23 protein-coding genes and 1 pseudogene are annotated in these 24,362 nt (G+C 44.1%); 12 read left to right on the top strand and 12 right to left on the bottom strand.

The annotated features are described in order from the left end of the window. The first annotated feature begins 224 nt into the window (after positions 1-224). Positions 225-1,877: a mechanosensitive ion channel family protein gene (locus J7545_RS05515; protein ID WP_318700008.1), complete on the top strand. Its 1,653-nt coding sequence runs from the start codon at positions 225-227 to the stop codon at positions 1,875-1,877. Here the strand turns inward: J7545_RS05515 and J7545_RS05510 are convergent, their stop codons facing one another. The 4 genes and pseudogenes from J7545_RS05510 to J7545_RS05495 all read right to left on the bottom strand — a co-directional run bounded on the left by J7545_RS05510 (position 1,878) and on the right by J7545_RS05495 (position 7,219). Then, positions 1,878-5,168, bottom strand: coding sequence for a SpoIIE family protein phosphatase (locus J7545_RS05510; RefSeq protein ID WP_318700009.1), 3,291 nt, complete (start codon positions 5,166-5,168; stop codon positions 1,878-1,880). Between the two features lie 464 nt (positions 5,169-5,632). Then, positions 5,633-5,806: pseudogene (locus tag J7545_RS05505) on the bottom strand (Uma2 family endonuclease); the annotation flags it as partial. Between the two features lie 193 nt (positions 5,807-5,999). Continuing rightward, on the bottom strand, positions 6,000-6,773 hold the full coding sequence (locus tag J7545_RS05500) for a TIGR01548 family HAD-type hydrolase (protein WP_318700011.1): 774 nt from the start codon (positions 6,771-6,773) through the stop codon (positions 6,000-6,002). Further along, a complete protein-coding gene (locus tag J7545_RS05495) occupies positions 6,773-7,219 on the bottom strand; it encodes a hypothetical protein (protein ID WP_318700012.1) in 447 nt (148 codons plus the stop codon). The genes J7545_RS05500 and J7545_RS05495 overlap by 1 nt, the downstream gene beginning before the upstream one ends. Before the next feature lie 238 nt (positions 7,220-7,457). Here J7545_RS05495 and J7545_RS05490 point away from each other — a divergent pair, with 238 nt between their 5' ends. From J7545_RS05490 to J7545_RS05480, 3 genes are all read left to right on the top strand, one after another. Continuing rightward, positions 7,458-7,967: a DUF4149 domain-containing protein gene (locus J7545_RS05490; protein ID WP_271945334.1), complete on the top strand. Its 510-nt coding sequence runs from the start codon at positions 7,458-7,460 to the stop codon at positions 7,965-7,967. 113 nt (positions 7,968-8,080) lie between these two features. Further along, positions 8,081-8,725: a bifunctional 4-hydroxy-2-oxoglutarate aldolase/2-dehydro-3-deoxy-phosphogluconate aldolase gene (locus J7545_RS05485; protein WP_318700013.1), complete on the top strand. Its 645-nt coding sequence runs from the start codon at positions 8,081-8,083 to the stop codon at positions 8,723-8,725. A 196-nt stretch (positions 8,726-8,921) separates the two neighbouring features. After that, positions 8,922-9,392: a L,D-transpeptidase gene (locus tag J7545_RS05480; protein WP_271945338.1), complete on the top strand. Its 471-nt coding sequence runs from the start codon at positions 8,922-8,924 to the stop codon at positions 9,390-9,392. Between the two features lie 87 nt (positions 9,393-9,479). Here J7545_RS05480 and J7545_RS05475 read toward each other — a convergent pair whose 3' ends face one another. Together J7545_RS05475 and J7545_RS05470 are read right to left on the bottom strand one after the other, a co-directional pair. Continuing rightward, positions 9,480-9,668: a hypothetical protein gene (locus J7545_RS05475; protein ID WP_318700014.1), complete on the bottom strand. Its 189-nt coding sequence runs from the start codon at positions 9,666-9,668 to the stop codon at positions 9,480-9,482. 42 nt (positions 9,669-9,710) lie between these two features. Then, positions 9,711-9,983, bottom strand: coding sequence for an ATP-binding protein (locus tag J7545_RS05470; protein ID WP_318700015.1), 273 nt, complete (start codon positions 9,981-9,983; stop codon positions 9,711-9,713). Positions 9,984-10,249: 266 nt separating this feature from the next. On the opposite strand from J7545_RS05470, the gene J7545_RS05465 reads away from it, so the two are divergent. Together J7545_RS05465 and proX are read left to right on the top strand one after the other, a co-directional pair. Beyond that, on the top strand, positions 10,250-11,767 hold the full coding sequence (locus J7545_RS05465) for a YncE family protein (RefSeq protein ID WP_318700016.1): 1,518 nt from the start codon (positions 10,250-10,252) through the stop codon (positions 11,765-11,767). A gap of 79 nt (positions 11,768-11,846) precedes the next feature. Further along, positions 11,847-12,908 (top strand): glycine betaine/L-proline ABC transporter substrate-binding protein ProX, encoded by a 1,062-nt coding sequence (gene proX, locus J7545_RS05460; protein ID WP_318719271.1) that lies wholly within the window; start codon positions 11,847-11,849, stop codon positions 12,906-12,908. Between the two features lie 50 nt (positions 12,909-12,958). Here proX and gmk read toward each other — a convergent pair whose 3' ends face one another. After that, entirely contained in the window at positions 12,959-13,549 is a 591-nt protein-coding gene (gene gmk / locus J7545_RS05455) for a guanylate kinase (protein WP_318700018.1), read from the bottom strand. Positions 13,550-13,583: 34 nt separating this feature from the next. Next, a complete protein-coding gene (remA, locus tag J7545_RS05450; protein ID WP_318700019.1) occupies positions 13,584-13,841 on the bottom strand; it encodes an extracellular matrix/biofilm regulator RemA in 258 nt (85 codons plus the stop codon). A 259-nt stretch (positions 13,842-14,100) separates the two neighbouring features. Between remA and J7545_RS05445 the strand changes: the two genes are divergently transcribed. Next, positions 14,101-14,358, top strand: coding sequence for a 2TM domain-containing protein (locus tag J7545_RS05445; protein ID WP_318700020.1), 258 nt, complete (start codon positions 14,101-14,103; stop codon positions 14,356-14,358). A 109-nt stretch (positions 14,359-14,467) separates the two neighbouring features. Here the strand turns inward: J7545_RS05445 and J7545_RS05440 are convergent, their stop codons facing one another. Both J7545_RS05440 and glpX read right to left on the bottom strand, forming a co-directional pair. Then, positions 14,468-15,766 (bottom strand): glutamyl-tRNA reductase, encoded by a 1,299-nt coding sequence (locus J7545_RS05440; protein ID WP_271945352.1) that lies wholly within the window; start codon positions 15,764-15,766, stop codon positions 14,468-14,470. 212 nt (positions 15,767-15,978) lie between these two features. Next, the gene (glpX, locus tag J7545_RS05435; RefSeq protein WP_413038722.1) at positions 15,979-17,016 is read right to left on the bottom strand and encodes a class II fructose-bisphosphatase; all 1,038 of its coding nucleotides are present in this window, start codon (positions 17,014-17,016) and stop codon (positions 15,979-15,981) included. Positions 17,017-17,264: 248 nt separating this feature from the next. On the opposite strand from glpX, the gene J7545_RS05430 reads away from it, so the two are divergent. From J7545_RS05430 to cysH, 4 genes are all read left to right on the top strand, one after another. Continuing rightward, complete coding sequence (locus J7545_RS05430) at positions 17,265-17,675, top strand: hypothetical protein (RefSeq protein ID WP_318700022.1); 411 nt, start codon at positions 17,265-17,267, stop codon at positions 17,673-17,675. A gap of 129 nt (positions 17,676-17,804) precedes the next feature. After that, entirely contained in the window at positions 17,805-19,220 is a 1,416-nt protein-coding gene (locus J7545_RS05425) for a folate/biopterin family MFS transporter (RefSeq protein ID WP_318700023.1), read from the top strand. A gap of 26 nt (positions 19,221-19,246) precedes the next feature. Further along, complete coding sequence (locus tag J7545_RS05420; protein WP_318700024.1) at positions 19,247-19,588, top strand: hypothetical protein; 342 nt, start codon at positions 19,247-19,249, stop codon at positions 19,586-19,588. Positions 19,589-20,015: 427 nt separating this feature from the next. Further along, positions 20,016-20,774, top strand: a complete 759-nt coding sequence (gene cysH / locus J7545_RS05415; protein WP_318700025.1) for a phosphoadenosine phosphosulfate reductase — start codon at positions 20,016-20,018, stop codon at positions 20,772-20,774. Between the two features lie 140 nt (positions 20,775-20,914). Here the strand turns inward: cysH and J7545_RS05410 are convergent, their stop codons facing one another. Beyond that, positions 20,915-21,781: an alpha/beta hydrolase gene (locus tag J7545_RS05410; RefSeq protein ID WP_318700026.1), complete on the bottom strand. Its 867-nt coding sequence runs from the start codon at positions 21,779-21,781 to the stop codon at positions 20,915-20,917. A gap of 39 nt (positions 21,782-21,820) precedes the next feature. Between J7545_RS05410 and J7545_RS05405 the strand changes: the two genes are divergently transcribed. Further along, positions 21,821-22,669: an EI24 domain-containing protein gene (locus tag J7545_RS05405; RefSeq protein ID WP_318700027.1), complete on the top strand. Its 849-nt coding sequence runs from the start codon at positions 21,821-21,823 to the stop codon at positions 22,667-22,669. Between the two features lie 58 nt (positions 22,670-22,727). Here J7545_RS05405 and J7545_RS05400 read toward each other — a convergent pair whose 3' ends face one another. Then, positions 22,728-24,335, bottom strand: a complete 1,608-nt coding sequence (locus J7545_RS05400) for a hypothetical protein (protein WP_318719270.1) — start codon at positions 24,333-24,335, stop codon at positions 22,728-22,730. Positions 24,336-24,362 lie beyond the last annotated feature (27 nt).

Below are 24,362 nucleotides of genomic sequence, written 5' to 3'. Positions count from 1 at the left end.
TATAGATAGCGATTGATCGAAGTCACAAACTGTAAAGATTCTATAACTTCAGACAAAAATCTTTATATATCTAGCATAGTTTTTGATTTATACTTAGGAACTGCATTTCCTAACGCAGTCACTCTTTAGAGTAGTTAATCCCAACAACTAGGAGTTTTTCTGAATGAGTGAAGCAGGATTGAGCCAGAAAAACTTAGGTTGCGATTCGATCCCATAGAAACAAGATGATGGAAAACTTATACAATCTTCTCTTTGTCATCAGTGAGTTAGCAGTCGTTTTAGTTGCCTTTATTGTGCTGCAATGGGCAATAAATTTCTTCTTCAAGAAAAGCTACCACTTATCATGGCTGAAAGACAAAAAAAGCCAAATTGATAGGTTTCGGAAATACTCAAAAAAAATCCTAGCATTTTCTTGGTTTTTCCTTAGTATTGCCATAGTTTTATCCAATGTCTTTTTGATTTATCGAGGAGAAAAAGACTTACTCAAGTACACCCTACAATTGTTTCAAAATATACCCAAGCAGTTGTGGCAAGCGACGTTGTTTGGACTCTTTATTACCAGTCTTCTCGTTATTGTTACCTTAACCATTATCCGTTATATTGATCGGGTTCTCAACCCAGCTAGTAAGAAAGTAAAAGAGTTTGCTGTTTTTGCCAAACTAACCGCCGTTTACGATCAAACCGATCCGTTTTTAGCAAACACCAAGTTTCATGTCACCAATACCCTGTGGCTGCTTACCTTATATCTCAGTGGATACTCTTTTAAGTTACCAGAAACACTCATAAGCTACTTGAAAACCCTATTGATTGGTTATCTCATTGTTGCCTTTAGTATCCTCATTTTGCAAGCAGCGACTTCGATTATTGATAGCCTCGATAATCTAATTGAATCTTATTTCAAGTCAGACACCTTAGTGAGTCGCTATTATGGCAATCTTAAGCATTTAGTCCCCTTCGCTAAACGCTGTTTAGAAGCTGTGATTTATGTCAATATGGTCACCCAAGTCATTGGATTAATTCAGGCAATTACTGGGTTGACCAATATTGGAGAAAAACTGATTAATTTAATTGTCATTATCCTCCTCAGTCGTGTCTTTATTGAGCTGAGTCAACTCCTCCTTGAAGAAGTCATGCTGTCTGATAAAAGCTTATCAGATACGCAGCAACAGCGACGGATGACAATTACGCCACTGATGCAAAGTTTATCTAAATACTTGATCTACTTTGGCGCTGGTATTTGGATTTTAGATGTTTTTGAAATTGACCCTACTCCCATTTTAGCTGCAGCAGGTTTATTGGGTTTAGCCGTAGGTTTAGGGGCACAAAACTTGATTAACGATATGGTCAGTGGGTTCTTTATTTTGTTTGAAAACTATTATTTAGTCGGAGATTTTGTGGAGACAGGAGACGCTTCAGGGGTTGTAGAAGCCATTGAACTCAGAACCACTCGTATTCGCCATCCCAACGGTCAAGTTTATATCATTCGTAATGGAAATATTGAAGAGGTTGTAAACTATTCTAGAGATTATATCTATGCCGTAGTCGATATCCCGATTTCCTATGAAGCAAATGTGAAGAAAATCTATGGAATTTTAGGGCAAGTCAGTGAAGAGTTACAAGCGAATCACCCCGAAGTTTTAGAACCCATTGACTTTAATGGAATTGAGGAATTTACGACCTCTCATATGATGATTCGCACCATGACAAAACTCAAGCCAATCAGTAACCCCAGAGGCATCCATGACGAAATTCAAGGGGTTGTCCGGGATATGATCAAAGAAGCTTTTGATCGGGCAGGAATTCCACCTCTCTTACCTCAACGGATTATTCGGTTTAAGTCACCAGAAGATAGTCAGATTAATTTGCTCAAAGAATAATTAAGTAGGAAGTTGAGGCTCCTTTTGTTTCAGAATTACTAGAGCCATATCATCAAATACTGTATGCTGGCCAATATGATCCTCAACATCAACAATAATTGCCTGGCGAATTTCTTCAGCCGATTGGTGATGATGAGCTTGAACTACTTCACAGAGTTTCTCAATACCATAGAAGACTCTATCTTTATTTTCTGCTTCGGGAATCCCATCCGTATACAAAACAACTACATCTCCAGGGTTAAGTGCGATTTGAGAAGAGGAAATAAATTCACTGATGTTGGCTTCTAAACCTAGGGGCAATCCTAAATCAATCGTATCAATGCGTTCAACTTCTCCATTGTGTCGAACAACAATCGTCTCTTCATGTTGTCCACTGAGTTGGATGATTCCATTGGTATAGTCTAGAAGTGCGAGTGTCATACTTTTATCGGAATTCATGCGCTCAATATTGTGATAGAGGGTACGATTGAGAATCGATAGGAATTCTACGGGATCGGTTTGTTTACTTTCTTGCAGAGTACGGACAGCAGTTTGAGCCATAATCATGATAATACTACTTTCGAGTCCATGGCCAGTAACATCACCAATCCCAATTTTCAGGCGATCGCCCTCCACTAAGACATCATAGTAGTCTCCACCTACGTCTTCCGCCGGTTGCATACATCCAGCAATATCTAAAGTAGAGATCGCCCGCAACTCAGATGTAGAAGGTAATACCATCTCTTGCATCCGGCGAATAATATCCAATTCTGCACTTAAATACAAGTTTTCCGCCTTCAAACGCTTCAAATTGAGCTGAGTCCGCAAACGGGCTAATAACTCATCCTTAGCAATGGGTTTAGTGAGGTAATCATTTGCCCCTACCTTTAAGCCCGCGACAATATCTTGAATTTGGTTTTTTGCCGTCAATAATAAAATGGGCAACTCTGTGATATTAAACTTTTCCCGTAATCGTCTCGTAACTTCATATCCCGTCATTTTGGGCATCATGACATCTAGCAAAACTAAATCAGGTTTTAATCCATTATCGATTAACTCTAAGGCTTCTTGACCCGTACTTGCTTGACAGATAGCATAGTTATTCAAAGATAAATGATTGACCAAAACTTGACGATTTACTGGTTCATCATCCACAATCAAAATTTGTGATTTTTCTTCTACCTCTACCTGATGTATATCTTCAAGAGATTCCCATTTATCCTCTAACTTTAGTTCACTACTTGGGATCGTCAAGGTTGATGAGTTGTTATATACTTCCTCAGAGGAAATCGGTAGTGTAAAAGTAAATTTTGACCCTTTATTAACCTGAGAACTAACACAAATTTTACCCTGATGTAATTCTACCAATTGTTTAGTAATGGCTAACCCTAAACCTGTCCCTCCATATTCTCGCTCTGTTGAACCATCTGCTTGCTCAAAAGATTCAAAAATCTTCTCCAATTTATTTTCAGGAATTCCAATACCACTATCAGACACTGAAACCGCAATTTGAGAGTTATGACTAGAAGATTTGAGCGCTTCTGCACTAACTTCTACAATTCCTGAATCCGTAAACTTAATGGCATTACCAACCAAGTTATAAAAAATTTGTTGTAGACGATTTTCATCCGCTTCTGCGGGGGGATAATCTTTAGGAATATTATTAATCAGTTTTACGTCTTTCTGCGCGACTAATGGCTTGGATAAAGTCAAAACGATTTCAACAATTGAATGCAAATCAACAGGTTTGAGTTGCAACGTAATAGTCTGATGTTGTAACTTAGAAAAGTCTAAAATGTCATTGACTAAGTTTGACAAACGACGAGCGCTAGCAATAATGGTAAATAAGTTAGAACGAGTGACGGGAGAGAGTTCTCCCGCCACTCCATCCATCAAAGATTCGGCAATCCCAATAATTCCATTTAACGGGGTTCTCAGCTCATGGGATGTATTGGCTAAAAAGCTATCTTTCATTCGATCGAGTTGCTGAAGCCGCACATTGGTTTGATCTAAATCATCTTTTTGTTTTTGCAACGTTTCAAAAGATGATTTAAGCTTTTCGGACATGAACATAAAGGATCGAGACAATTCTGTCAATTCATGGGAACGATGAATATTTAACTGCTGCTCCCAGTCTCCAAGAGATATTTTTTTTGCCGCTTCATTCAAACTTAAGATATCTTGAATAATCCATCGGGAAGTCATAATTCCCAATAGGGTTGCTACACCTAAAGCTATGAAGCAGAGTAAAATAGTCGTGCGATTATTTTCATGAATTTTGGCCATGAAATCAGATTCTGGAATAATCACGATAATTAACCAATCTAATCCATATGCATCGCGATATGAAGTGACTTGAATTAACTGCCATTCATCTCCTAGTTTGAATTTTAGCTGTTGGCTCCCTGATATATCGTTAAAATCTGGAAACTCAGTTTCTAAAAATTCTGCGGTTGCTTGAATTAATGGATTATCCATATCCCTTGCTGGCAACCGTTCCGCTTTGTCTTCTCTCTGAATTAAGGGTGATGCATCCGTTGAGGAACCAACTAATAATCCATTGCGCTCGATTATAAATGTTTGACCGGTCTTACCAATTTCTAAAGTTTGTAAAAAGGTGCTGATCTCTAGCAAAGATAGATCGACTCCTAAAATTGCTTCTAGAGTTCCATCTTCATTATAATAGTGTCTTAAGGCTGGTAAAGAGATCTTAGGACGATTTGACCAAACGTAAATTTTACCCCAACTCGGTTTATCTATATTTTTTCCTGCTATATACCAAGCCTTACTAAACATATCCCAATTGGGATATTGATCGTATATTTCTGTCCGATATCCGGCCCGATCTACATCCCAAATTTGATAGACTTTCTCCGGATCGTCTATGCTCCAATGGGCAGTTCTAACTTGACCATTCACGATATTTTCTGAACCACTAAAAAGACCTTTGGGTGTCGCTAAATAACTATAAGATATATTTGGAAAAAGTTGTATTTGTTGCCAAAAATGACGTTCTAATAAGGTCACATTATTGAGATCTAGTTTGCCTATTTCTAAATCGTGAAGATTAATTCGATTTATTAAATGGGGATTCGATAAATAAGTGTTTAAATGATCGGTGATGCGGCTGGTTGTTTCTTGTCGTAACTGGGTCGCTAATTCTTCAATGGCTTGTTGTCCATTACGATAAGACCAATATCCAATTAATCCTACGACTACAAATATTTGTACCAAGAATGGCACAATTAAAACTATCCTTAAGGGAAGTTTTTCAGATGCTTTATTAATCCATTGATTCAGCAGTATCGCCAATTGGATAAAATCTCCTTGATGAATGAATATTTACTGTCACATCTCATTTTGTCAACTCATTATTAAAATTGGTAATATTTTACCGTATTTGTTGTCACAAGACAGACAACTTTTGAGTCATTTAATTGGATGCACTCATTATGAAGTTATCTCATCCTCGGTTAGGTTGCTCCCGTTGGGCTAAAATTGGCCTCACTTTGGCTTTAAGTGGCTTGGCTATACTGAGATCTGGATTGGTACTTAAACTCCATTATCTTAGTACTGAGGCTCAAATTCGAGTGTTAGAGGGTATTTATGATCGTGGTAACCGCATTGAAGCGAGTTTATGGATGCTGTTTGCTCTCGGATTGGGTTGGCGATCGCTCCTTCCCTTTCCCCCTCTATGCTACACTCTCTCGATGGCTCGTCCCCATTTTTACTCTATTTGGTCTCTCCGATCTAGTAACAGTGCATATCGGAGGATGGGGGGAAGCTATGTATACTACTCCTCCGATTAATTCTGCTTTTTTTACTTCGGTCATATTAAAATAGCGACGCTCAAACTCAGGACGAGTGAGGCGATCGCCATTTTCCAGAGGAGGAATAGAAGGTAGGGCTGTATGGCGATCGGTGGAGGTGGTGGGTAATGTAGAAGTCATAGATCTGAAGCGTTATGGCTTAAGCGATCATTTTTTATTGTAGATCAGCCCAAGTAATAGACTTCTTGGAGAAGTCAGGGAATAGGGAATGGGGGTAAGAATATAGGATACTCTTACCTTCATTTTCTACTGACTGATGGAAGAGGTCTAATGTAGAGTTGAGAGACCCTTTTAAAGTCCATCTAATGTCCCTTTAAATCAATGCTTTAATCTCATCAACCGCTAAATCTTCTACATTTTTAAATACCCTTTGCGCTCCAGCACTTTCCAATCGTTGGGCATAGGCTTGGCTTCGTTCTTGGGTTTCTTGCACATGGGGCGGTAAAACGCCGATCGCCACCCATAACCGATCGGGTTGCTCTGCTCTTGCTCGCTCTATTGTCTTCATATCCGCCACCGTATCCCCCACATACAACACCGGTAGCTTGGGATCGGAATCTAACTGTTCAATCACCTGAAATAATCCGGTTGGATCGGGTTTTCCTGGAGCATCTTCCATTGCCACTAACGCTAAATTCGACAGCTCTAACCGATACTCTAGAGCATACTTGGCTTCTGCCCGCGTTGCTCCACTAAAAAACCCCCACAGAATCCCGTGGTTATTCAAGTCATACAGATAATCCGCCGTAACCAATAAGGGTTCATGGGTAATATATCCATTGAAGTTCTGGAGATCGCTTCCTTGATAGCGAGATTGGAAAAACTCCACCAGTTCCTCATAGTTAAGTGCCATACTCTCCCTGGTTTGACCTTGACTCACCCAATAGCGATACACTAACTCTTGAGACGCTTCCCAATCATTGTTCCAAATTCCCTCATTTTTCAGCTCATCCATATCTGCTAAAGTGGGACGATAGTGATTATCCGTAAATTTCTCCACTGTATCGGCGATCGCCCGACGATAGGATTGACCCACATCTCGCAAAACCCCATCAATATCAAATACTACCAGTGCTTGTCGATCCATCACCTGATACTCCATGAAATTGCCAGTCGATACAGTAGGGGTTTGGCTTTCACCACTACACCTGTGGGACTCCCACTCTTGCCTTGATTATAACATTCAAATTCACTCAAATTATCTCGCCGCACCCATCCCCTAGCCTGACTTTGAAGCAATTCTACTTTTACCCAATTGTTTCCATATTTATCGTTAGCGATCGCCAATCCATCTCGATCGCCTTGCAGAATTGAGACGCGATCGCCAGGACTACCATAATATCTCGTGTAAAATTCTGTGCCAACACCATCATAGATCCCTAAGTCATTTTCCTGGTCTTCTTCCCCTAAAATCGCCGTACAAGCAGAAATGGGTTGAGCTTGCACCGACTGACTTTCCAGTGAGATTACGGACAATAAGAGCAACAGACTAGCAGCGATCGCTCCTATTCTGAGCTTGGATTGTGCGTTCATAGCTCGATCCTGAAATCCCTTAATCCTATTCAATTCACGTCCCTAGATTTTGACTTCCCCCACTTGGGTGATTCATGACCTTTGGCTGACTTTCTTTACACTTCTCAATATTAACTGAAGTGAATCCTAGAAAAATCGTTCACCCGATCCGATAGATATAAATAAATATTGCACTCTTACGCAGTTGGGGCAAAAGTTCGGTACAACAAAAAAGTAGAGAGTGTACGAGAGAAACGAAATGGGAACTCTATCTGGAACAAATGGGAAAAACCTCAATTGGCAACAAATCCTCCTAGGCGCTCTAGGATTCTGGTTGAGTGCAACCCTCATTATCGATCTGGTAATTATGCCAGGTTTATATACGGCTGGAATGATGACTCAACCGGGATTTGCCTCGGCTGGTTATTCTATTTTTTGGATTTTTAACCGTGTAGAAACTCTCTGTGCCGCTTTAACCTTAACCGGCTTACTCGTTTTAGAAAATCAACATCAACTCTCAGACGCAAAACGCCATACTGCCCTTATCTTATCCGTTATTTTATTGGCGATCGCTTTAGTAGACACCTATGGCTTAACTCCTCAAATGAGCGCCATGGGACTCAACTTAACCTTCTTTGAAACCGTGCGCTCGGTTTCCTCAGAAATGATGCCCATGCAAATGGGATATTGGGTCTTAGAACTGTTAAAAGTAGTCGGTTGTGGCATCATTCTCCAACTCTGTAGCCCTTGGAGTACTGCTAACAACTAAAGCAACAACAACTCAACTTAAAATATTCCAATCCATGACTCAATTACAAGGCTCTTAAAATGGCCTTGTTTCTTTTTTTGTCCTTATTCCCTGTCTCCTGTTCTCTATTCCCTATGTACAAGCAACGGTGGTTAGACTTACTGCATCATTATCGGGCGATCGCCGTCATCCGTTCTCCCGATCTGAAATTGGGGATGCAACTTGCCCATGCAGTCGCGCAGGGAGGAATGGGTTTAATTGAAATTACCTGGAATAGCGATCGCCCCGCCGATCTGATCGCCTTACTGCGTCAACAGTTACCCCACTGTACCATCGGCGCAGGAACCGTACTCACTAGCAATCAGATGCAAGACGCGATCGCCTGCGGTGCAGAGTTTTTATTTTCACCCCATACCCATCCCCCACTGATTGAACAGGCGATCGAAGTCAATATTCCCATCATTCCCGGCGCTCTTACCCCCACCGAAATTGTTACCGCTTGGCAAGCAGGAGCCAGTAGCGTCAAAGTCTTTCCCATTCAATCCCTTGGTGGTAGCCACTATCTTAAAAGTTTACAAGGCCCTTTAGGTCATATTCCCCTCATTCCCACAGGAGGTGTTACTCCAAACAATGCCCTAGATTTAATTAAAGCCGGGGCGATCGGCGTTGGGTTATCCACCCAACTTTTTCCTCCATCTTTAGTCAAAGCACAAAATTGGCAAGCAATTTCCGAAAACAGCCACCGACTCCTAGCACAATTACGCATGGATGATCGATAGTTCTTCAGGCAAAATAGGAATATATAAAGGAGTGCTTTAAGACGGTTAGGTTATTGTTTTAGCAATAGGCAATCCGTAATAGGCAATAGAAAGTGTCCTAACTCTTCCTTTCTCTGCTATAGCACTTGCTCTCTGTTTTGAGACATTACCCATTACTAGCGCATAGCGCTATAGCGATCGACTCTGCATCACTGCCATGAAAGCTATTATTCCTATCCTCACCCTCATTATTCTTGGAGCGCATGGTATTCAACCCATCCCCACCTTCGCCCAAAACCCCACCCTAGAAGAACAGACTCAAACCCTCAAAAACTCCAGCCAACGCTGGATCGAGGTTAACGTTGCCACCCAACGACTCACGGCTTGGGAAGGCTCCATTCCCATCTACAGCGTCATTATCTCCACCGGTAAAGCCTACCATGAAACACCTAGGGGCAGCTTTGCCATCCAATCCAAACATGAACTAGCACGAATGCGAGGAGATGGTTACGATTTACCCGACGTTCCCTATACTATGTACTATTCCGGTCATTATGCCATCCATGGCGCTTACTGGCATAATCAATTTGGTATACCCGTCAGCCATGGTTGTGTGAATGTCGCTGTCGATCATGCCCAATGGCTCTTTAACTGGACAACCTTGGGAACCCCCGTAATTGTTAAGTAATAGGAAATAGAGGAATAGGACGCTTCCTTCGACACTTCGGCTACGCTCAGGGAGCGACGACACGGGGACTCCATCATTGCCTATTGCCTAATTTTTAGTCGAACCCCCCTTCGGATGATTGAAATGACTAGGACGTTCCGAACTCCACTGCTGGCGTAAGCGCCGCAATTTCTGACTTTCCACTTGTGCGGCATGAATCTGAGCTTGCCAATTGTATTCGCCACCAATAAACACAGAGGGAAGATGCATCAAGTCTCGATCTTCAAATAGACTCATTAATACCTACCTAACGTAGAATCACTATAGAATCTCAGTCTATCAAGATTCCTCTGCTTGCGGTAGGGTGGGTAAAAGAACATGGATGGTTGTTCCTTTGTTGAGAGAACTCTCAATCGTAAATTTTCCGTCATATAAATTCACCAATTCCTTAACAATCGATAAGCCTAATCCTGAACCTTGTTGTTCATAGATTTTCCGATCGAATTGCTGGTAAGCACCGAAATTAGCGATCTGTTCTGCACTCATTCCCCGTCCGCGATCGCGAATCGCTAAATGATAAAATTCCCCTTCTATTTCACCAACAACTGTCATCTCAGTTCACCGCTCTGAAAACCTAAAAGCATTATCCAGCAATTCCTCCAAAAGTTTAATAAAACCTTCCCGATCTATCCGCAGATGACCGTCTTTTACGTTTAATCTCAAATCATCCATACGGGATTATAGAAATCAAGAGAAGACTTAAGGAACAAAAGTCGGTACAATCCTAGGGAACACAGGTGGGGTCATACTAATTTTGAGTATCCACGATCGCTGCCCTCAAAAACAACTAGCAATGACTCAGTACAGTTCCTACTTTCATGGTATTACTAACCTACGCTCCCTCTAGAGTGGGCAAATCTGCAACCCAAACTTTAGCTAAACATCCTGGTGTTAGCCCACAACTCAAGCCTGCTGACAGGGTTCCTCGCAAGGTACGCAGACGATACAGACGACTGTGGCGCTTCAAATCCTTCTGTTTAGGTCTTTCTTTACCTGCGTCTATCCTCGGTACTTATCTATTTGCCACGGAAATCTTGATCCAAGACGGAGAAGTGGCGCAATCTTTGTATGAGTGGGAAATTGCTGCATCCGAACCCACACCAGAACCCCAAGCCACACCCGATCGCTGGCAAGATGTGGAAAATGCGGTTAATCAAGCCAATTCTTTAACGTCCACCGCACGAACCAAGGCTCAATGGCGTGAAGTAAAATCCTATTGGCAACAGGCGATCTCCACCCTCGACACCCTACCCCCCAATCATCCCCAGTTTACTCAGATTCCTAGCCTCAAAGCAGACTATCAACAGCAACTCGACACCGTTCAACAGACCATCTGGGCCGATTCCAGCCCCATGACGCTCAACCACGTGATTCGTGGGAACCTCTCGCCTAAATCAATCGTACATTCAGGAAATGGTCTATTCTTCGCCCAAAATATGATGTATTCCCATACGGTCACCGTCTACGACCGGGAGTATAATTTAGTCGGAACAATCAGCGATCGCGTCGACTTAGAAGCCTTTGGTCATACCGAATATAGCGGACTCTTCCAAGGATCGCCCGTAGAAGCCGCCTTTTCTCATAACGGTCAATATGCCTGGGTATCCAACTATCAAATGTACGGCCCCGGATTTAATCGTCCTGGAGATGATGTCTGTCATCCCGATGCCAACTTTGACCCCTCCACCCTCTATCGCATCAACACCGAAACCCTGCAAATTGAAAACGTCATCTGGGTGGGATCTGTACCCAAATATGTAGCCACCACCCCCAATAATCGCCTGGTTCTAGTTTCCAACTGGTGTAGCTGGGACTTAAGTATCATTGACACCCAACAGAATCAAGAAATTAAGCGTATTCCCCTTGATGCCTATCCACGGGGAATTGAAGTGGATACCCAATCTCAATTTGCCTATGTTGCCATTATGGGATCGGATGATATTGCCAAAGTCAACCTCAATGACTATTCTGTGCAATGGTTTAACCAGGTTGGAGTCACTCCTCGTCACTTAAATTTAGACCCCTTAGAATCCTATTTGTATGTCAGTTTTAATCTGGATAACGAAGTCGGGAAACTAGACCTCAAAACTGGAGAAATTGTTAGTAAAGTTTCCACTGGGAGTGCCCCCCGCAGCATGGTCTTATCTGATGATGGACAATTTTTATATGTAGTCAATTACAATTCCGATACCCTGAGTAAGATTCGCACTCAGGATATGAAAGTCCTGCAAACGGTTTCCACAGAAGCGGCTCCCATTGGCGTAACCTATGACCCCGAAACCCATCAAGTTTGGGTGGCATGTTATACGGGAAGTCTGATGATTTTTCAAGATTAGACCAGTACGGTAACCTCGTATGCTAAGGTTACCCAATCAAAAGATGAAATATTTGATTGTTGTATCCACTGATTAAACTATGATCCAATTGAGAACAAAGACTGTCGCCTGGGGTACGATAGTCGGGGGATTGCTCTTAGGGGCGATCGCCTGTCAACCCTCCAATACTCCAACTACTCAGAGTGAAGTTTCCTCCGAAAACACGGACTTACCGGGTACTGGAATAACCGTTCAATCTGTTCATACGAGTCTTTTAGAAGAACGGTTTCAAACTCAGATCGTCAATAAAGCCCTACAAAAATTGGGATATGAGACTCCAGAACCCGCAGAACTTGAAACTGCAACGATGGTTGTGGCAATCTCCAATGGAGACGTGGACTACACCACCAATCATTGGGAAAATAACCAAACCCAATTGTATGAAAATAGTGGGGGTGAGGACAACTTAAGCAAACTTGGAGTCATTGTACCCAACCTTTTACAGGGGTATCAAATTGACAAAAAGACAGCAGATAAGTATCAGATTACCAATTTAGAGCAGTTACAAGACCCAGAAATTGCTAAACTCTTTGATAGTGATGGCGATGGTAAAGCCAACTTAATCGGATGTAACTCAGGTTGGGCTTGTGAATTGACCATTGAGCATCATCTAGACGCTTACGGCTTGCGAGATACGGTAGAAAACGATCAAGGGCAGTTTGGAGCATTAATTGCTGAAACCATCGTTCGCTATAATCAAGGTGAACCTGTCCTGTTTTATATGTGGACTCCATTTTGGGTCGGGAGCTTATTGAAACCTGGGGAAGACACCATTTGGTTACAAGTTTCTAAAACTGATTTACCAGAAGGACAAACGGAGTTAACTGAAGCAGATACAACGGCTGAAGGAAAAAACCTGGGTTTCCCAGTCGATCGCATGAGAATTTTGGCCAATAAGAAGTTTGTTGATGAAAATCCTGCGGCGAAAAAGCTATTTGAGGTCGTACAAATTCCGATTGAAGATATTAGCGGCCAAAATAATCTGATGGAACAAGGAGAAGACCAACCGGAAGATATTGAACGTCATGTCAATCAGTGGATTGAGGATAATCAAGAGACATTTGATAGTTGGGTAGAAGAAGCCATGGCAGCTCAGTCTTAAACGGTGTTGATATCGGAGAAAGGCTAATTCTTATGCTAAGGATTGATCGCTTAAGATTGTAGGCTCAACTCGGGTAAACCAGGAAATAAGACCAACTCAACTTCCGCTAAGGCTCGATCGAAGTCATCATTAACAATTTGCACATCAAACTCGTCTGCGGCAGCAATTTCGATGATGGCACGGTTGAGACGGCGGGTAATTGCCTCTGGAGATTCGCTTTGACGATCGCGTAATCTGCGCTCTAACTCGGACATCGATGGGGGCAAAATAAAGAGTCTCAGAGCTTCGGGAAAGGAGGCGCAAATCTGCCGAGCGCCTTCTAACTCAATCTCTAATAATACCAGTATTCCTTGCTTGATTTTTTCCTCGACCTGTTGGCGAGGCGTGCCATAATAATTACCAGCAAATTGGGCCCATTCCAACAGTTGCTCCGCAGCGATTAAATCTTGAAACTGTTCTGGAGTGACAAAAAAATAATCTTTACCGTTCACTTCTCCAGGGCGAGGAGAACGAGTGGTCATTGAGACTGACAAATAAATATCTGGATGACGCTTGAGCAGCGATCGCACTAACGTCCCTTTACCCACCCCACTTGGGCCCGTAATAACCACTAATTTTCCTGTCCCAACCGTTTGTATCATTCCCAATGTATTCTAAACGTTATCCTCTGCTCCCTTAAGATTCCCGGTTACCCTTTTGAGACATCAGCCGGTGGGAAACGGTTTCTGGTTGAATGGCAGATAGAACAACATGGCCTGAATCCATAATTATCACAGCGCGGGTGCGTCTACCATAGGTGGCATCAATTAATTGTCCGCGATCGCGACATTCGGCGATCGCCCGTTTAATCGGTGCTGACTCTGGAGTGACAATCGCAATGACTCGATTGGCATGAATGATATTACCAAATCCAATATTAATCAGTTGAACCATAGGGGGATGGGGGAATCGGGGACGCGGGGACACGGAGACACGGGGAAATGGATGGGGAGAAAGGGGCTGATGCTCCCTGAGCGAAGCGCCGCAGCGTAGCCGAGTGTCGAAGGGAGCCGATTGATTCAGGATTCGATTTATTCTACATTGAGGGTAGAGCGTTAAACGCTCCTATGAGGTGCATGGTTACAGACTCAAACCCTGAGTACAATACCCATTCCCTATTCCCCATTCCTTAGCACGAAGCGCCCTATCACCTATGCCTCCACGTTGGCCTCGAAAACCCGACCGTAACAACGATCCAGACTATCGCCGCTTAGATGACCGGATGAACTTTGCGCTCCATGTAGCGATATATGCCGCAACGAACTCCGGACTCTGGTTTGTTCATCAAATTAAGCCGGATACCCTCCTCTGGCTGACTTGGTTTAGCTTAGGCTGGTTGGGACTGTTGGCGATCCATGGAATCTTTATTTTTGTGATCGCCGACTACACGCCTTCTTCCAATCCCAAATAAATCCGCAAATTATTCCCCTCATCCCCCCATCTCCTATGGGATAAGGGGGATTTAGGGCGATCGAAATCCACCGGATAGCACAAGGAAGAGCGATAACCAGTCATTCCCCCTAGCTATATTGATTACTAGAAGCCGCCTCGATCTCCAAATTAAACAACGTCTTCAGAGTTTCCATGGCTTGCTTGCGAGCTTCAATATCCTGTTGGGCCCGCAGTTGTACCATAGGATCGTGTAGAATTTTATTCACAATTCCACGGGTGAGTGCTTCAATCACTTCTTGATGTTTCTCCGCAAACTCAGACCCCAAACGAGAAAGGGCTTTTTCTAGCTCTTGCTCGCGAATCGTCTCCACTTTATGACGTAAACAGTTAATCGTCGGTACAGTTTCCAGACTGCGCCACCATACCTCAAACGCTTCTACTTCTTCTTCTAATAAGCTTTCAGCTTCCATCGCCATTTGACGGCGACTTTCCTGATTTTGGGCAACCACTGCCTTCAAGTCATCCACATTATAGGGTTTGACTGAGGGTAACTCTCTCACATCAGCATCCACATTCCGAGGAACCGAAATATCAATTAAAGTTAAGGGGCGTTCTGGATTAACAATGGGTTCTAAATTGGCACGATTTAATAAGGGTTGAGTTGCTCCAGTACTGGTAAAAACCAAATCGGATGCCTGAACCACCTCCATCATTTCTCCCATGGGATGAAGCGCTAAAGAAGCCTCACTAAATTTATTGGCTAATTCTTCAGCGCGCTGCATGGAGCGATTGACAATACTAATTTGAGTACCGCCTTTGGAGAGCAAGTGTTGTACCAACAAACGGGACATTTTACCCGCACCAATAATGGCAATCTTGCATTCTTCCAGGGTTTCTAATTTCATTTGGGCAAGTTCAACCGCGGCTGAACTAATAGAAACTGCACCTGTGCCGATGTTGGTTTCCGTGCGTACCCGTTTCCCCGCAGTAATCGCTTGTTTCATTAAGCGGTTGAGAATCCGACCCACACCTTTATACTGTTGGCCGAGTTTATGACCTTGTTTAACTTGCGATAAAATTTGCCCTTCACCGAGTACCAAGCTGTCTAATCCGGCTGCCACGCGCATTAAATGCATAATTGCATCTTCATGGAGGAGAATAAACAGGTGAGGACGCAATTGGGAGAGGGGCAGTTGGCTATGTTCGGAAAGAAATTGGGTCACTTCCCAAACGCCTTGTTGATTGTCACGAATCACCACATAGATTTCTAAGCGGTTACAGGTGCTTAGAATGGCAACTTCTTCGATATGAGGATAGAGCTTGAGGGTGGTGATGGCTTGTTCGAGTTGGGGTTCAGGAATACTGAGTTTTTCTCGAACTTCAACGGAAGCTGTTTTATGGCTTAAACCGATAACTGCAACATTCATGGGTTAATGTTTGTTAAGACAACTTGCTAAGATTTTGGGCAGATTATAAAGAAAAGATGGCTTCAGTTTCATTGAAGCCCCTATGGAGATGGAGTTTTAGGGTGTTCTACTTCCTTTGATTAAACCCCCTATCCCCCGATCTCCCCATCCCCTTAAAAAAGGGGGTTGGGGAGATCGTTGACAGCAGAAACGACTGTAATTGAAAAGTTATCCTATTTTAATTGGATATTCTTGGGTGCGTCAGCCATATGAACAGTGTCTACAAACCGGGCAGTTTTGGACTGACTGGAAATGACCAAGCTATGGGTTCTGGCTCCACCGTGGAAATAGCGAACGCCTTCCATGAGGGTTCCAGGGGTAATGCCGGACGCGGCAAACAAGACGGTTTCTCCACAGGCAAGTTCTTCTGCATTGTATACCCGGTCTGGGTCTTCGATGCCCATGCTGCGTAGACGTTCGAGATTGCTTTCTTTGCTTTCGCCAATTAAGCCGGTTTTGACGATTTCTGGATCGTAGATGAGTTGACCTTGGAAGTGACCCCCTAAGCAGCGCATGGCAGCAGCGGAAATGACTCCTTCGGGAGCGGCTCCAATTCCCATGAGGGCATGGATATTGGTTCCGGAAAAGGCACAAGAAATGGCGGCGGATACGTCTCCATCGGCAATGAGGCGAACTCTTGCGCCAGCGCTACGAATTTCGTTGATCAGGTTTTTGTGACGAGGCCGATCCATGACGACAACGACTAATTCTTCTACGGAGCGATCGAGACACTCGGAGATGAGTTTTAGGTTTTCGGTCGCTGATTTGCGGATATCTACATGGTTTTTGGCCGCTGGAGGAGCTGCCAGTTTTTTCATGTAGAAGTCGGGAGCAGCGAAGAGTCCGCCTTTTTCAGAAATGGCAAGCACAGCCATGGAACCGGGTTGACCGTAAGCGACGAGGTTGGTTCCTTCGCAGGGGTCAACGGCGATGTCAATTTCGACTAATTCGTCGGGGTTGCAGAAGTCTTTGGCATCTTCACGGGCGCAAATGCCGACTTCTTCACCGATGTAGAGCATGGGAGCGTCATCCCGTTCTCCTTCTCCGATGACGATACGTCCGCGCATGTGGATTTGGTTCATGCGTTCGCGCATCGCTTCTACAGCGACTTGGTCAGCGGTGTTTTTTTCCCCTTTCCCCATCCAACGAGCAGAGGCGATCGCCGCTTGTTCGACCACTTCTATAATTTCTAATCCCAATGTGGTTTCAATCACAGTTTTTCTCCCTAGAGGTAATTCAGTGAAATGCTTATATTTAGCCGGTTTCAGTGTATCAGTCTATCAGAGTCTGGGGACAATGTTCGATCGCAGTCTCTCTGAGATTATGTTAAGTTTTGCATCGTTTATCTCCGATCCACTGCTCTGAGACCAGCCGGAGTTCACAGAAACCAGCTTTTGTGCAAATCTCCTATAATTATCGACAAAGACTCGCTTGAGCTGAAAACTACAGGAGCCATACCATGTCTGAAACTCAAGGAAATTCAGAATTATCTAAACCCGTGGAAACGGTGACTGAACAAAAAGAGGAGACCAGCTTTCTGGAACCTCTGCAAACCAAGGTCGGTAATATATTGGCCAGTTGGCAACTGAAAGTTGGACTGGTGGGGGCGGTTCTAGTGACGATCGCTCTAACGGTTTTCTTTTGGCAACATGAAGTGGCGGCTTTGGGTATGAGGCTCTGGTCAAGACAGGCCGGTGCAACCCCAATTGAATGTATGGTTAAGGATACCAATGGCGATCAGTATGTCAGTTGTAGCGCGATTCTCAACGACCAGGTGGTGCCTTTAGAATGTGGCGCAAGTATTTTTAATGTAGGCTGTCGGATTAATTATGGTGCAGCCGCGATCGGAGCGCGGAAATCGAGAGACTAGAGAGGGAATGGGGAATAGGGAATAGAGAATAGGCAGCAATGGGTCATGTTTCCGCGTTTCCCCCATTCCCCCACTCCCCCGCTCATCAAAGCGCTATCATAGTTACTAAGGAATATAAAGATTTGTAACATGATTGGCTTTTCCTCCTCTGGCTCCCAGAATCTGTTCAAAAAACTGCTATTGGGTAATGAACCCACCCCAGAATTACTGGCTATTTTGCTGGTATATTTCGTGCAAGGGGTTTTAAGTCTGGCTCGATTAGCCATTAGTTTTTTTCTCAAAGATGACTTGGGTCTTTCTCCTGCCCAAGTGGCAGCGCTCACGGGAGTGGCAGCCCTACCTTGGATTATTAAACCCCTGTGGGGATTTATGTCTGATGGTTGGCCGATTTTGGGCTACCGTCGCCGTCCCTATCTGATTTTGTCGGGTTTGTTGGGGAGTTTGGCTTGGGTAGTATTGGCAACAGTTGTTGATAGTGCAGTCATGGCAACAGGGGCGATCGCCCTTAGCTCCCTTTCAGTTGCCATCAGTGACGTAATTGCCGACTCCATTGTAGTTGAACGAGCTAGAACGGAATCCACCAGCCAAGTCGGATCGCTACAATCTCTCTGTTGGGGAACGTCAGCCCTAGGAGGATTAATCACAGCTTATTTAAGTGGATGGTTATTAGAAATTCTGACTCCCCAACAAGTGTTTGGCATTACAGCAATTTTCCCATTAATTGTAGCCATAGGAGCGGGGCTGATCGTCGAATCCCCAGTAACGGACTCTACTCCAGCATGGAATACCATCAAACACCAAGTATCGCAGCTTAAAGAAGCGATATTGCTCCCCTCCATCTGGAAACCCACCCTCTTCCTCTTCCTCTGGCAAGCCACTCCTTCCTCCGACTCTGCCTTTTTCTTTTTCACCACCAACGAATTAGGCTTTCAACCGGAATTTCTGGGTCGCGTGCGTCTATTTACCAGTATTGCCGGATTAATTGGCATTTGGATTTTTCAACGCTTCCTCAAAGCCGTTCCCTTCCGGCAAATCTTTGGTTGGAGTACCGTCATAGCTGTCCTTTTTGGCTTCACCCCGGTACTGCTGGTTACCCATACAAATCGACTCTTGGGGATTGGAGATCGGTGGTTTAGCCTAGGAGATAGCGTAATTCTCACCGTCATTGGCGAAATTGCCTTTATGCCGGTTCTTGTTCTCTGCGCGAAACTTTGCCCCCCTGGTATCGAAGCCACCCTGTTTGCTCTGCTCATGTCCATTGCCAACCTGTCCCATGTCGTCTCCCAAGAGTTGGGCGCTCTTCTCATGCATAGCTTTGGCATTACCCCCAACACCTTCGACAACCTTGCCCTGTTAGTTACCCTCACTAACCTCTCCTCCCTTCTACCCCTTCCGTTCCTGAAACTCCTACCCAGCGACAACACCCTCAGTACCCCACAAGTGGCAGACAACCCGATCCATCCTCTTCCAGATGAAGAGGGCGATCCAGAAAGCACTAAACCCTTAGCGGGACTCAAACCAATTTCAAGCCCAAACCAAGCGTAAACGTTATTTGTAAGTGGTATTCGAGCGTGGTTTTATTCCCAATTTCTGAACAATTAGAAAAATCTAGAGATGCAATCCTTTATAGCCCAGAATGTACTTTGCTCAGAACGATCCTTAAATCCCATTTCCCAAATTTAGGAGATGAAATATTTCTTTTGCACTGGATTCCAGAGCCTGACATGGATTTTTATACTTTATTAATTGATGGAGAATACAGGGTTGAAGTTCACCTATCAAGAGAGCCTCATGTCAGAAATCCAGTTTTTTTTGAAGTTACAATACTGGTGGATTTTCTAAAACAGAAACCTAAAATGTCTAAAAGGGATCGACGAGAATTGGAGACGGCAATTAGACTTTCTAAAACATAATGAGATGGCTGTTTAAGGGTAACTCAAAGGCTGTGGCTCGATCTCCAGTTGCACCCAACGTTCCCTTCACTGTTGAATGAGCTGTTTTTTTTCTCAACAGTCGCTTCAGCAAGGACGTTCGCGACCTCTGAGGTGATACGGATCGTTATTGCGCTCCGTTCAGCCCTATCAGCCCTCTCCTGCTCCTGCACCGCCACTTCTTCGAGCAAAAATAGGAAAAAGTTAAGGTTTCTGAAGGAATTGCCGCTCTTGACTCTAAGTCAATGGCACAAATGAGCTTCCCCTAATTGCTCCACCCTAGCGGGCAGCGCTATACCAATGGGAAATTCCTGACTTAAGGTTTAAATTCTCCCCTTCATCTCCATCCTTTGATAACCTGATATGAATAATCCAGTCTACTACTACCGCTTAGGAACCTGAATCATTAATGAATTCAACCATTACCGCGCTACCCAACCTCGATACTCAAACCCTACACCAACAGCTCTCCGATATTGAGGCTAGGGATATTGTGCAATGGGCTGCTAGAACCTTTGGCGAAGGTCTAGCCATGAGTACCAGTTTTGGCATTCAATCGGCTGTGATGCTCCATTTGGTCACTTCTGTTGCGCCCAATATCCCAGTTATTTGGGTAGATACGGGCTATTTACCTCCAGAAACCTATCGCTTTGCCCATGATTTAACCCACAAACTCAACCTCAACCTAAAAATTTACCAATCTCCCATGAGTCCAGCCCATATGGAAGCCATTTATGGCAAACTCTGGGAACAAGGTACAGTAGAAGCATTAAATCAATACGATCAACTTCGTAAAGTTGAACCCATGCAACGAGCGTTAAAAGAACTTAACGTCACTGCTTGGTTAGCGGGTTTGCGCCGCGACCAAACCGATCATCGTAAAAGTTTACAGTTTATTAATCGTCAAGGCGATATTTATAAGGTTTTACCCATTCTGAATTGGAATTCACGGGATGTTTACCAATATTTAGTTGCTCATGATTTACCCTATCATCCGTTGTTTGATGAGGGATATATGACTGTTGGAGATTGGCATTCTTCTCGCCCACTCAGTTTGGAAGATGGACATGAACGTGATACCCGCTTCCAAGGTCTTAAACAAGAATGTGGACTGCATTTGCCCGCGACTGCTGACGAGGCTAACAGTCTTGACTCTAGCGGTTTATAGCACTTTGGGCTAGGGGATAGTGATGGAGCAGACAAAAGGCAATAGTCATTCCAATTATCCCCCTTCTGTCCCTTTCGTAATTCGCAAAAAGAGAGGTGGAACTCTGATTCTTTTATTGGCAATAAGACTCTGCATTGCTGTCACTCCGGGGAATTCTGAGTGACAGAAGAGAGATAACTTTGCAAAAAATCACCTAAAACTTGATTAAAGGATTCTGGCTCAACTAAAAAGGCCCAATGGTTACCGGGGACTGTTTCAATTGTTAAATTCTGAAGATAAGTGCGGTACGGTTTTAATTGCCAGTTTGTGCGATTGAGGCCTTTTTCTGGAGTAATTAATAAAGTGGGCAGGTTTAGGGGTTGGGTCAGTCCAGCAACTTGCATAACTTCTTTAAAGATTTCATTGCGAGCATCAACAGTGAATTTACTTCCCCAAGTACCATCCGGTTTAGATTCGATACTATCTTGAAAAACTTGTTGTTGTAAATCGCTCCATCCCTGATATTGTTTGAGGGTTTTGGCTTTGGTTTCGGCAGCCTGATAACTGTTAAAGGGGCCCATCCCTTGCAAGAAGGGCAAGACGCGATAGAGTAAGGGAAAAGTGACCTCAAAGAAATTGGGGATTTTATCAATAAAAAAGGGATCGACTAAGGTCATCGTCCGGAAACGTTGGGAATTCTGACTTGCCCAGAGGGGTAAAAATTTCGCGGAAAAGGAGTGACCAACAATATGGGCGCTTTCCCATTCCAGATGATCCATTAATGCTTCTAAATCGGTAATCAGGCGATCGAAGGTATATCCGGTTTTGGGTTTATCACTTTCTCCATGGCCGCGCAAGTCGGGGGCAATGCAATGGAAGTTTGGCCCTAGGGAGGAAGCGAAACTTGACCAAACGAGGGCATGATCGGCTAAACCATGCAATAACAACACGGGTTCTGTGCCTGAGCAATGCCATTGAAGGTAGGATAATTGTAGATGATCTGTGGAGAATGTATGACGGATAGCCATGTGATGCTCTCTCTGGATTTACGATAAGGTGCGATCGCTATGTTTAATCTTCCCATGGGATTGATTGCTGGAGCAACTTACCCGTTTCGCGCTTTGGCATTATTGGTGAATCAGCCTAAATTGCGCGGTTATGTAATTGTGCCGATTTTAATCAATATCTTGATTGGTATTGCGCTCTATGTGGGTTTAGTGTTTCCCGGTTTGGAACTGGTGGATACTCTGACACAGCAGTGGACGTTTCAGTGGAATCAATGGATCGCTAGTTTACCGATGTGGTTAGGGTTTTTAACTGGGTTTGCAGTTGTCGTCCATTGGCTGTTAAATGTTTTGATGCTGTTGGTTTTATTTCTGGTTACAGGCTTTTTATTGGTTCAGTTTGGGGCAATTTTAGGGTCTCCCTGGTATGGTCAATTATCAGAACAAATTGAGAAAATACGCCTGGGACAACTGCCGCAGATCAATACTCATCCGTTGGCGATCGCCCAGGATATTTGGCGAGCCATCCTGTTTGAGTTGAAAAAACTACTGTTGATGGCGATCGCTGGTATTCCCTTATTGCTATTTAACTTTATTCCGGCAATCGGAACCCTAGTCTTTAGCATCGGCAGTTTAACCTTAGCGACAACCCTCGTTTGCCTAGATTTTTTTGATTCCCCTCTAGAGCGCCGCAAGCTTCCGTTTCGGCAAAAGTTAACCTTAGTTTGGCGCACGTTTCCCGCCAGTGCCACGTTTGGCTTAGTGTGTTTTGGATTGGTGAGTGTTCCGTTTATCAATATCTTAACGGTTCCCCTTTGTGTGTCTGGTGGCACTCTATTGTTCTGCGATCGCATTTGGCCCCATTATTTTACCCAAGAGCGATCGGATATAGCGATTGGTACTAGGGAATAGAGCAGTTCTAGTTAACGCGCTCCATTGATTCTATCTGTGGAGTAGGAAGCATTGGTTGCTATTCAGATGCTTCTATTTCTGAAGGGTTATTCAAGATTTCCAGAGGAGGAGATTCTATAGGAGCTATCGATTCTTCCAAAGGCGCAGAATCGACTAAATCGGGAAATTCGATCGCCTCTTGAACGTCTTCTTCCAACGCTTCTGGAGCCTCAATTTCCTCTTCTATAACTTCGGGTTCAAGTGCTTCGGGTTCTGGAGTTTCAATTTCTTCTTCTATAGTTTCGGGTTCAGAAGGGGATTCAATCACCTCTTCTACAACCGGAGATTCAGGGGCGATTTCCAAAGTCTCTTCTGGCTCTACAGCTTTATTACCAAAGGGATTAATAGACTTAACATCAAGTTGGTTCCATTTGGATTTTAGGCGATCGCGCCACTGATTCAGATTTAGTTGCTTACGCCATACTGGAGTTTCACTAGCAACTGGTTCCGCTTCCTCTTCCACTCCTGAAGATTCCAGTATGATTTCTTCTGGTTCTACCGTTTCCATCGATTCTGACTCTAGAGTTTCTAGACTCTCTTCTTCCACATCCACAGTTTCAGAAACCTCTTCTTCTACAGGTTCCTCTACCTCTGGAGTTTCCAAAACCTCTTCCTCTACCTCTGGAGTTTCCGGAACTTCTTCCTCCGCCGCTACTGGTTCTTCCTGCGGTTCTAAAACTTCCGTCTCTGGTACAGCAGGAGTGATATAGTCTGGATCGACAATACTTTGGGCCACTTCAGCACTAATTTCACCTCGAATCAGTTGAGACAGGGTATCCGTGGCTTCAGGATCGTAGGTTACCAACCGAGCAGTCGTATTGAAAACATTGTTAATCGGGTTACCCAGTTCATCTAGAATTTCCAGTTTGACCCAGTTTTTGCCTCGGTCAAATCCTTTCAGATACAAAGGTTCCCAGCGATCGAGGATAAACTCTTCTCCATTTACCGATGCCCGAATCCGCCAGTCTAGAATATTGTCCTCTGAATTTTCTTGCGCGACAACATGCAGAGGCGCATTGGTGAGATAGAAATCTAACAGAATGGGTTCGGCACCATACGTACCGATGGGATTGCTGTAGGTGAGCAGGGGAAGGTCAGGATTAGGGATTTGGTCTTCAGTTTGCGTAAAGACGTGAAACGTGGTTTGGGCGTAAGCACCTTCATTTTTGAAGCTCTCTCCCCAGGGAGTCGTGGCAAATACTCTAATGGTATGGGTTCCCGGATTGAGGTTGCTAAACCTAACCGGTTGGGATAGGTCGTAAAGAGTTGTGTAGGGTTCGTTGTCTAGGATCGCTTCCAGGTGAGGTCCTAGAGCTAGATTCGGGTCTTTATATATGGGTAAGTCTTGAACTTCGAGTTTTAGGGTAAAGGTGGTGTCTTGGAGTGTTTGCTCAGGTTGAGGATTGAGGATTGTGACTTGGGGTTGGTAGCTTTCGAGAATTGGCCGTAGTTTTTGGATGGCTTCTGGGGGTGAGACTTCAGCGATTTTGGGGGGAGTTTCCCGCTTAAGAGGATTGGAGATCCCGGAGGTGGGATTGGGGAGATTGAGGCTTCCTTGATCCCCACAACTGACAACTCCCAGGGATAGACCCAGCACTAACATGAGTCCTAAGAGGCTTGAAACCATGCGTTTCCCGATTTTCTGACGCAACAC

The sequence above is a fragment of the Roseofilum sp. SBFL genome (assembly GCF_017746885.1).
Lineage (GTDB): Bacteria > Cyanobacteriota > Cyanobacteriia > Cyanobacteriales > Desertifilaceae > Roseofilum.
Note: the sequence above shows the minus strand (reverse complement) of the source record. Positions and strands in the feature narration are given on the sequence as shown.

Coding starts and splice junctions, on each gene's coding strand:
- remA (WP_318700019.1), bottom strand. CDS start 13,841: ATGGTTCAACTGATTAATATTGGATTTGGTAATATCATTCATGCCAAT.
- J7545_RS05485 (WP_318700013.1), top strand. CDS start 8,081: ATGTACAAGCAACGGTGGTTAGACTTACTGCATCATTATCGGGCGATC.
- J7545_RS05425 (WP_318700023.1), top strand. CDS start 17,805: ATGATTGGCTTTTCCTCCTCTGGCTCCCAGAATCTGTTCAAAAAACTG.
- J7545_RS05480 (WP_271945338.1), top strand. CDS start 8,922: ATGAAAGCTATTATTCCTATCCTCACCCTCATTATTCTTGGAGCGCAT.
- J7545_RS05400 (WP_318719270.1), bottom strand. CDS start 24,335: ATGGTTTCAAGCCTCTTAGGACTCATGTTAGTGCTGGGTCTATCCCTG.
- J7545_RS05465 (WP_318700016.1), top strand. CDS start 10,250: ATGGTATTACTAACCTACGCTCCCTCTAGAGTGGGCAAATCTGCAACC.
- J7545_RS05440 (WP_271945352.1), bottom strand. CDS start 15,766: ATGAATGTTGCAGTTATCGGTTTAAGCCATAAAACAGCTTCCGTTGAA.
- J7545_RS05470 (WP_318700015.1), bottom strand. CDS start 9,983: ATGACAGTTGTTGGTGAAATAGAAGGGGAATTTTATCATTTAGCGATT.
- J7545_RS05515 (WP_318700008.1), top strand. CDS start 225: ATGATGGAAAACTTATACAATCTTCTCTTTGTCATCAGTGAGTTAGCA.
- J7545_RS05490 (WP_271945334.1), top strand. CDS start 7,458: ATGGGAACTCTATCTGGAACAAATGGGAAAAACCTCAATTGGCAACAA.
- J7545_RS05475 (WP_318700014.1), bottom strand. CDS start 9,668: ATGAGTCTATTTGAAGATCGAGACTTGATGCATCTTCCCTCTGTGTTT.
- J7545_RS05500 (WP_318700011.1), bottom strand. CDS start 6,773: ATGGATCGACAAGCACTGGTAGTATTTGATATTGATGGGGTTTTGCGA.
- J7545_RS05445 (WP_318700020.1), top strand. CDS start 14,101: ATGCCTCCACGTTGGCCTCGAAAACCCGACCGTAACAACGATCCAGAC.
- J7545_RS05410 (WP_318700026.1), bottom strand. CDS start 21,781: ATGGCTATCCGTCATACATTCTCCACAGATCATCTACAATTATCCTAC.
- proX (WP_318719271.1), top strand. CDS start 11,847: ATGATCCAATTGAGAACAAAGACTGTCGCCTGGGGTACGATAGTCGGG.
- J7545_RS05495 (WP_318700012.1), bottom strand. CDS start 7,219: ATGAACGCACAATCCAAGCTCAGAATAGGAGCGATCGCTGCTAGTCTG.
- cysH (WP_318700025.1), top strand. CDS start 20,016: ATGAATTCAACCATTACCGCGCTACCCAACCTCGATACTCAAACCCTA.
- J7545_RS05405 (WP_318700027.1), top strand. CDS start 21,821: ATGTTTAATCTTCCCATGGGATTGATTGCTGGAGCAACTTACCCGTTT.
- gmk (WP_318700018.1), bottom strand. CDS start 13,549: ATGATACAAACGGTTGGGACAGGAAAATTAGTGGTTATTACGGGCCCA.
- J7545_RS05430 (WP_318700022.1), top strand. CDS start 17,265: ATGTCTGAAACTCAAGGAAATTCAGAATTATCTAAACCCGTGGAAACG.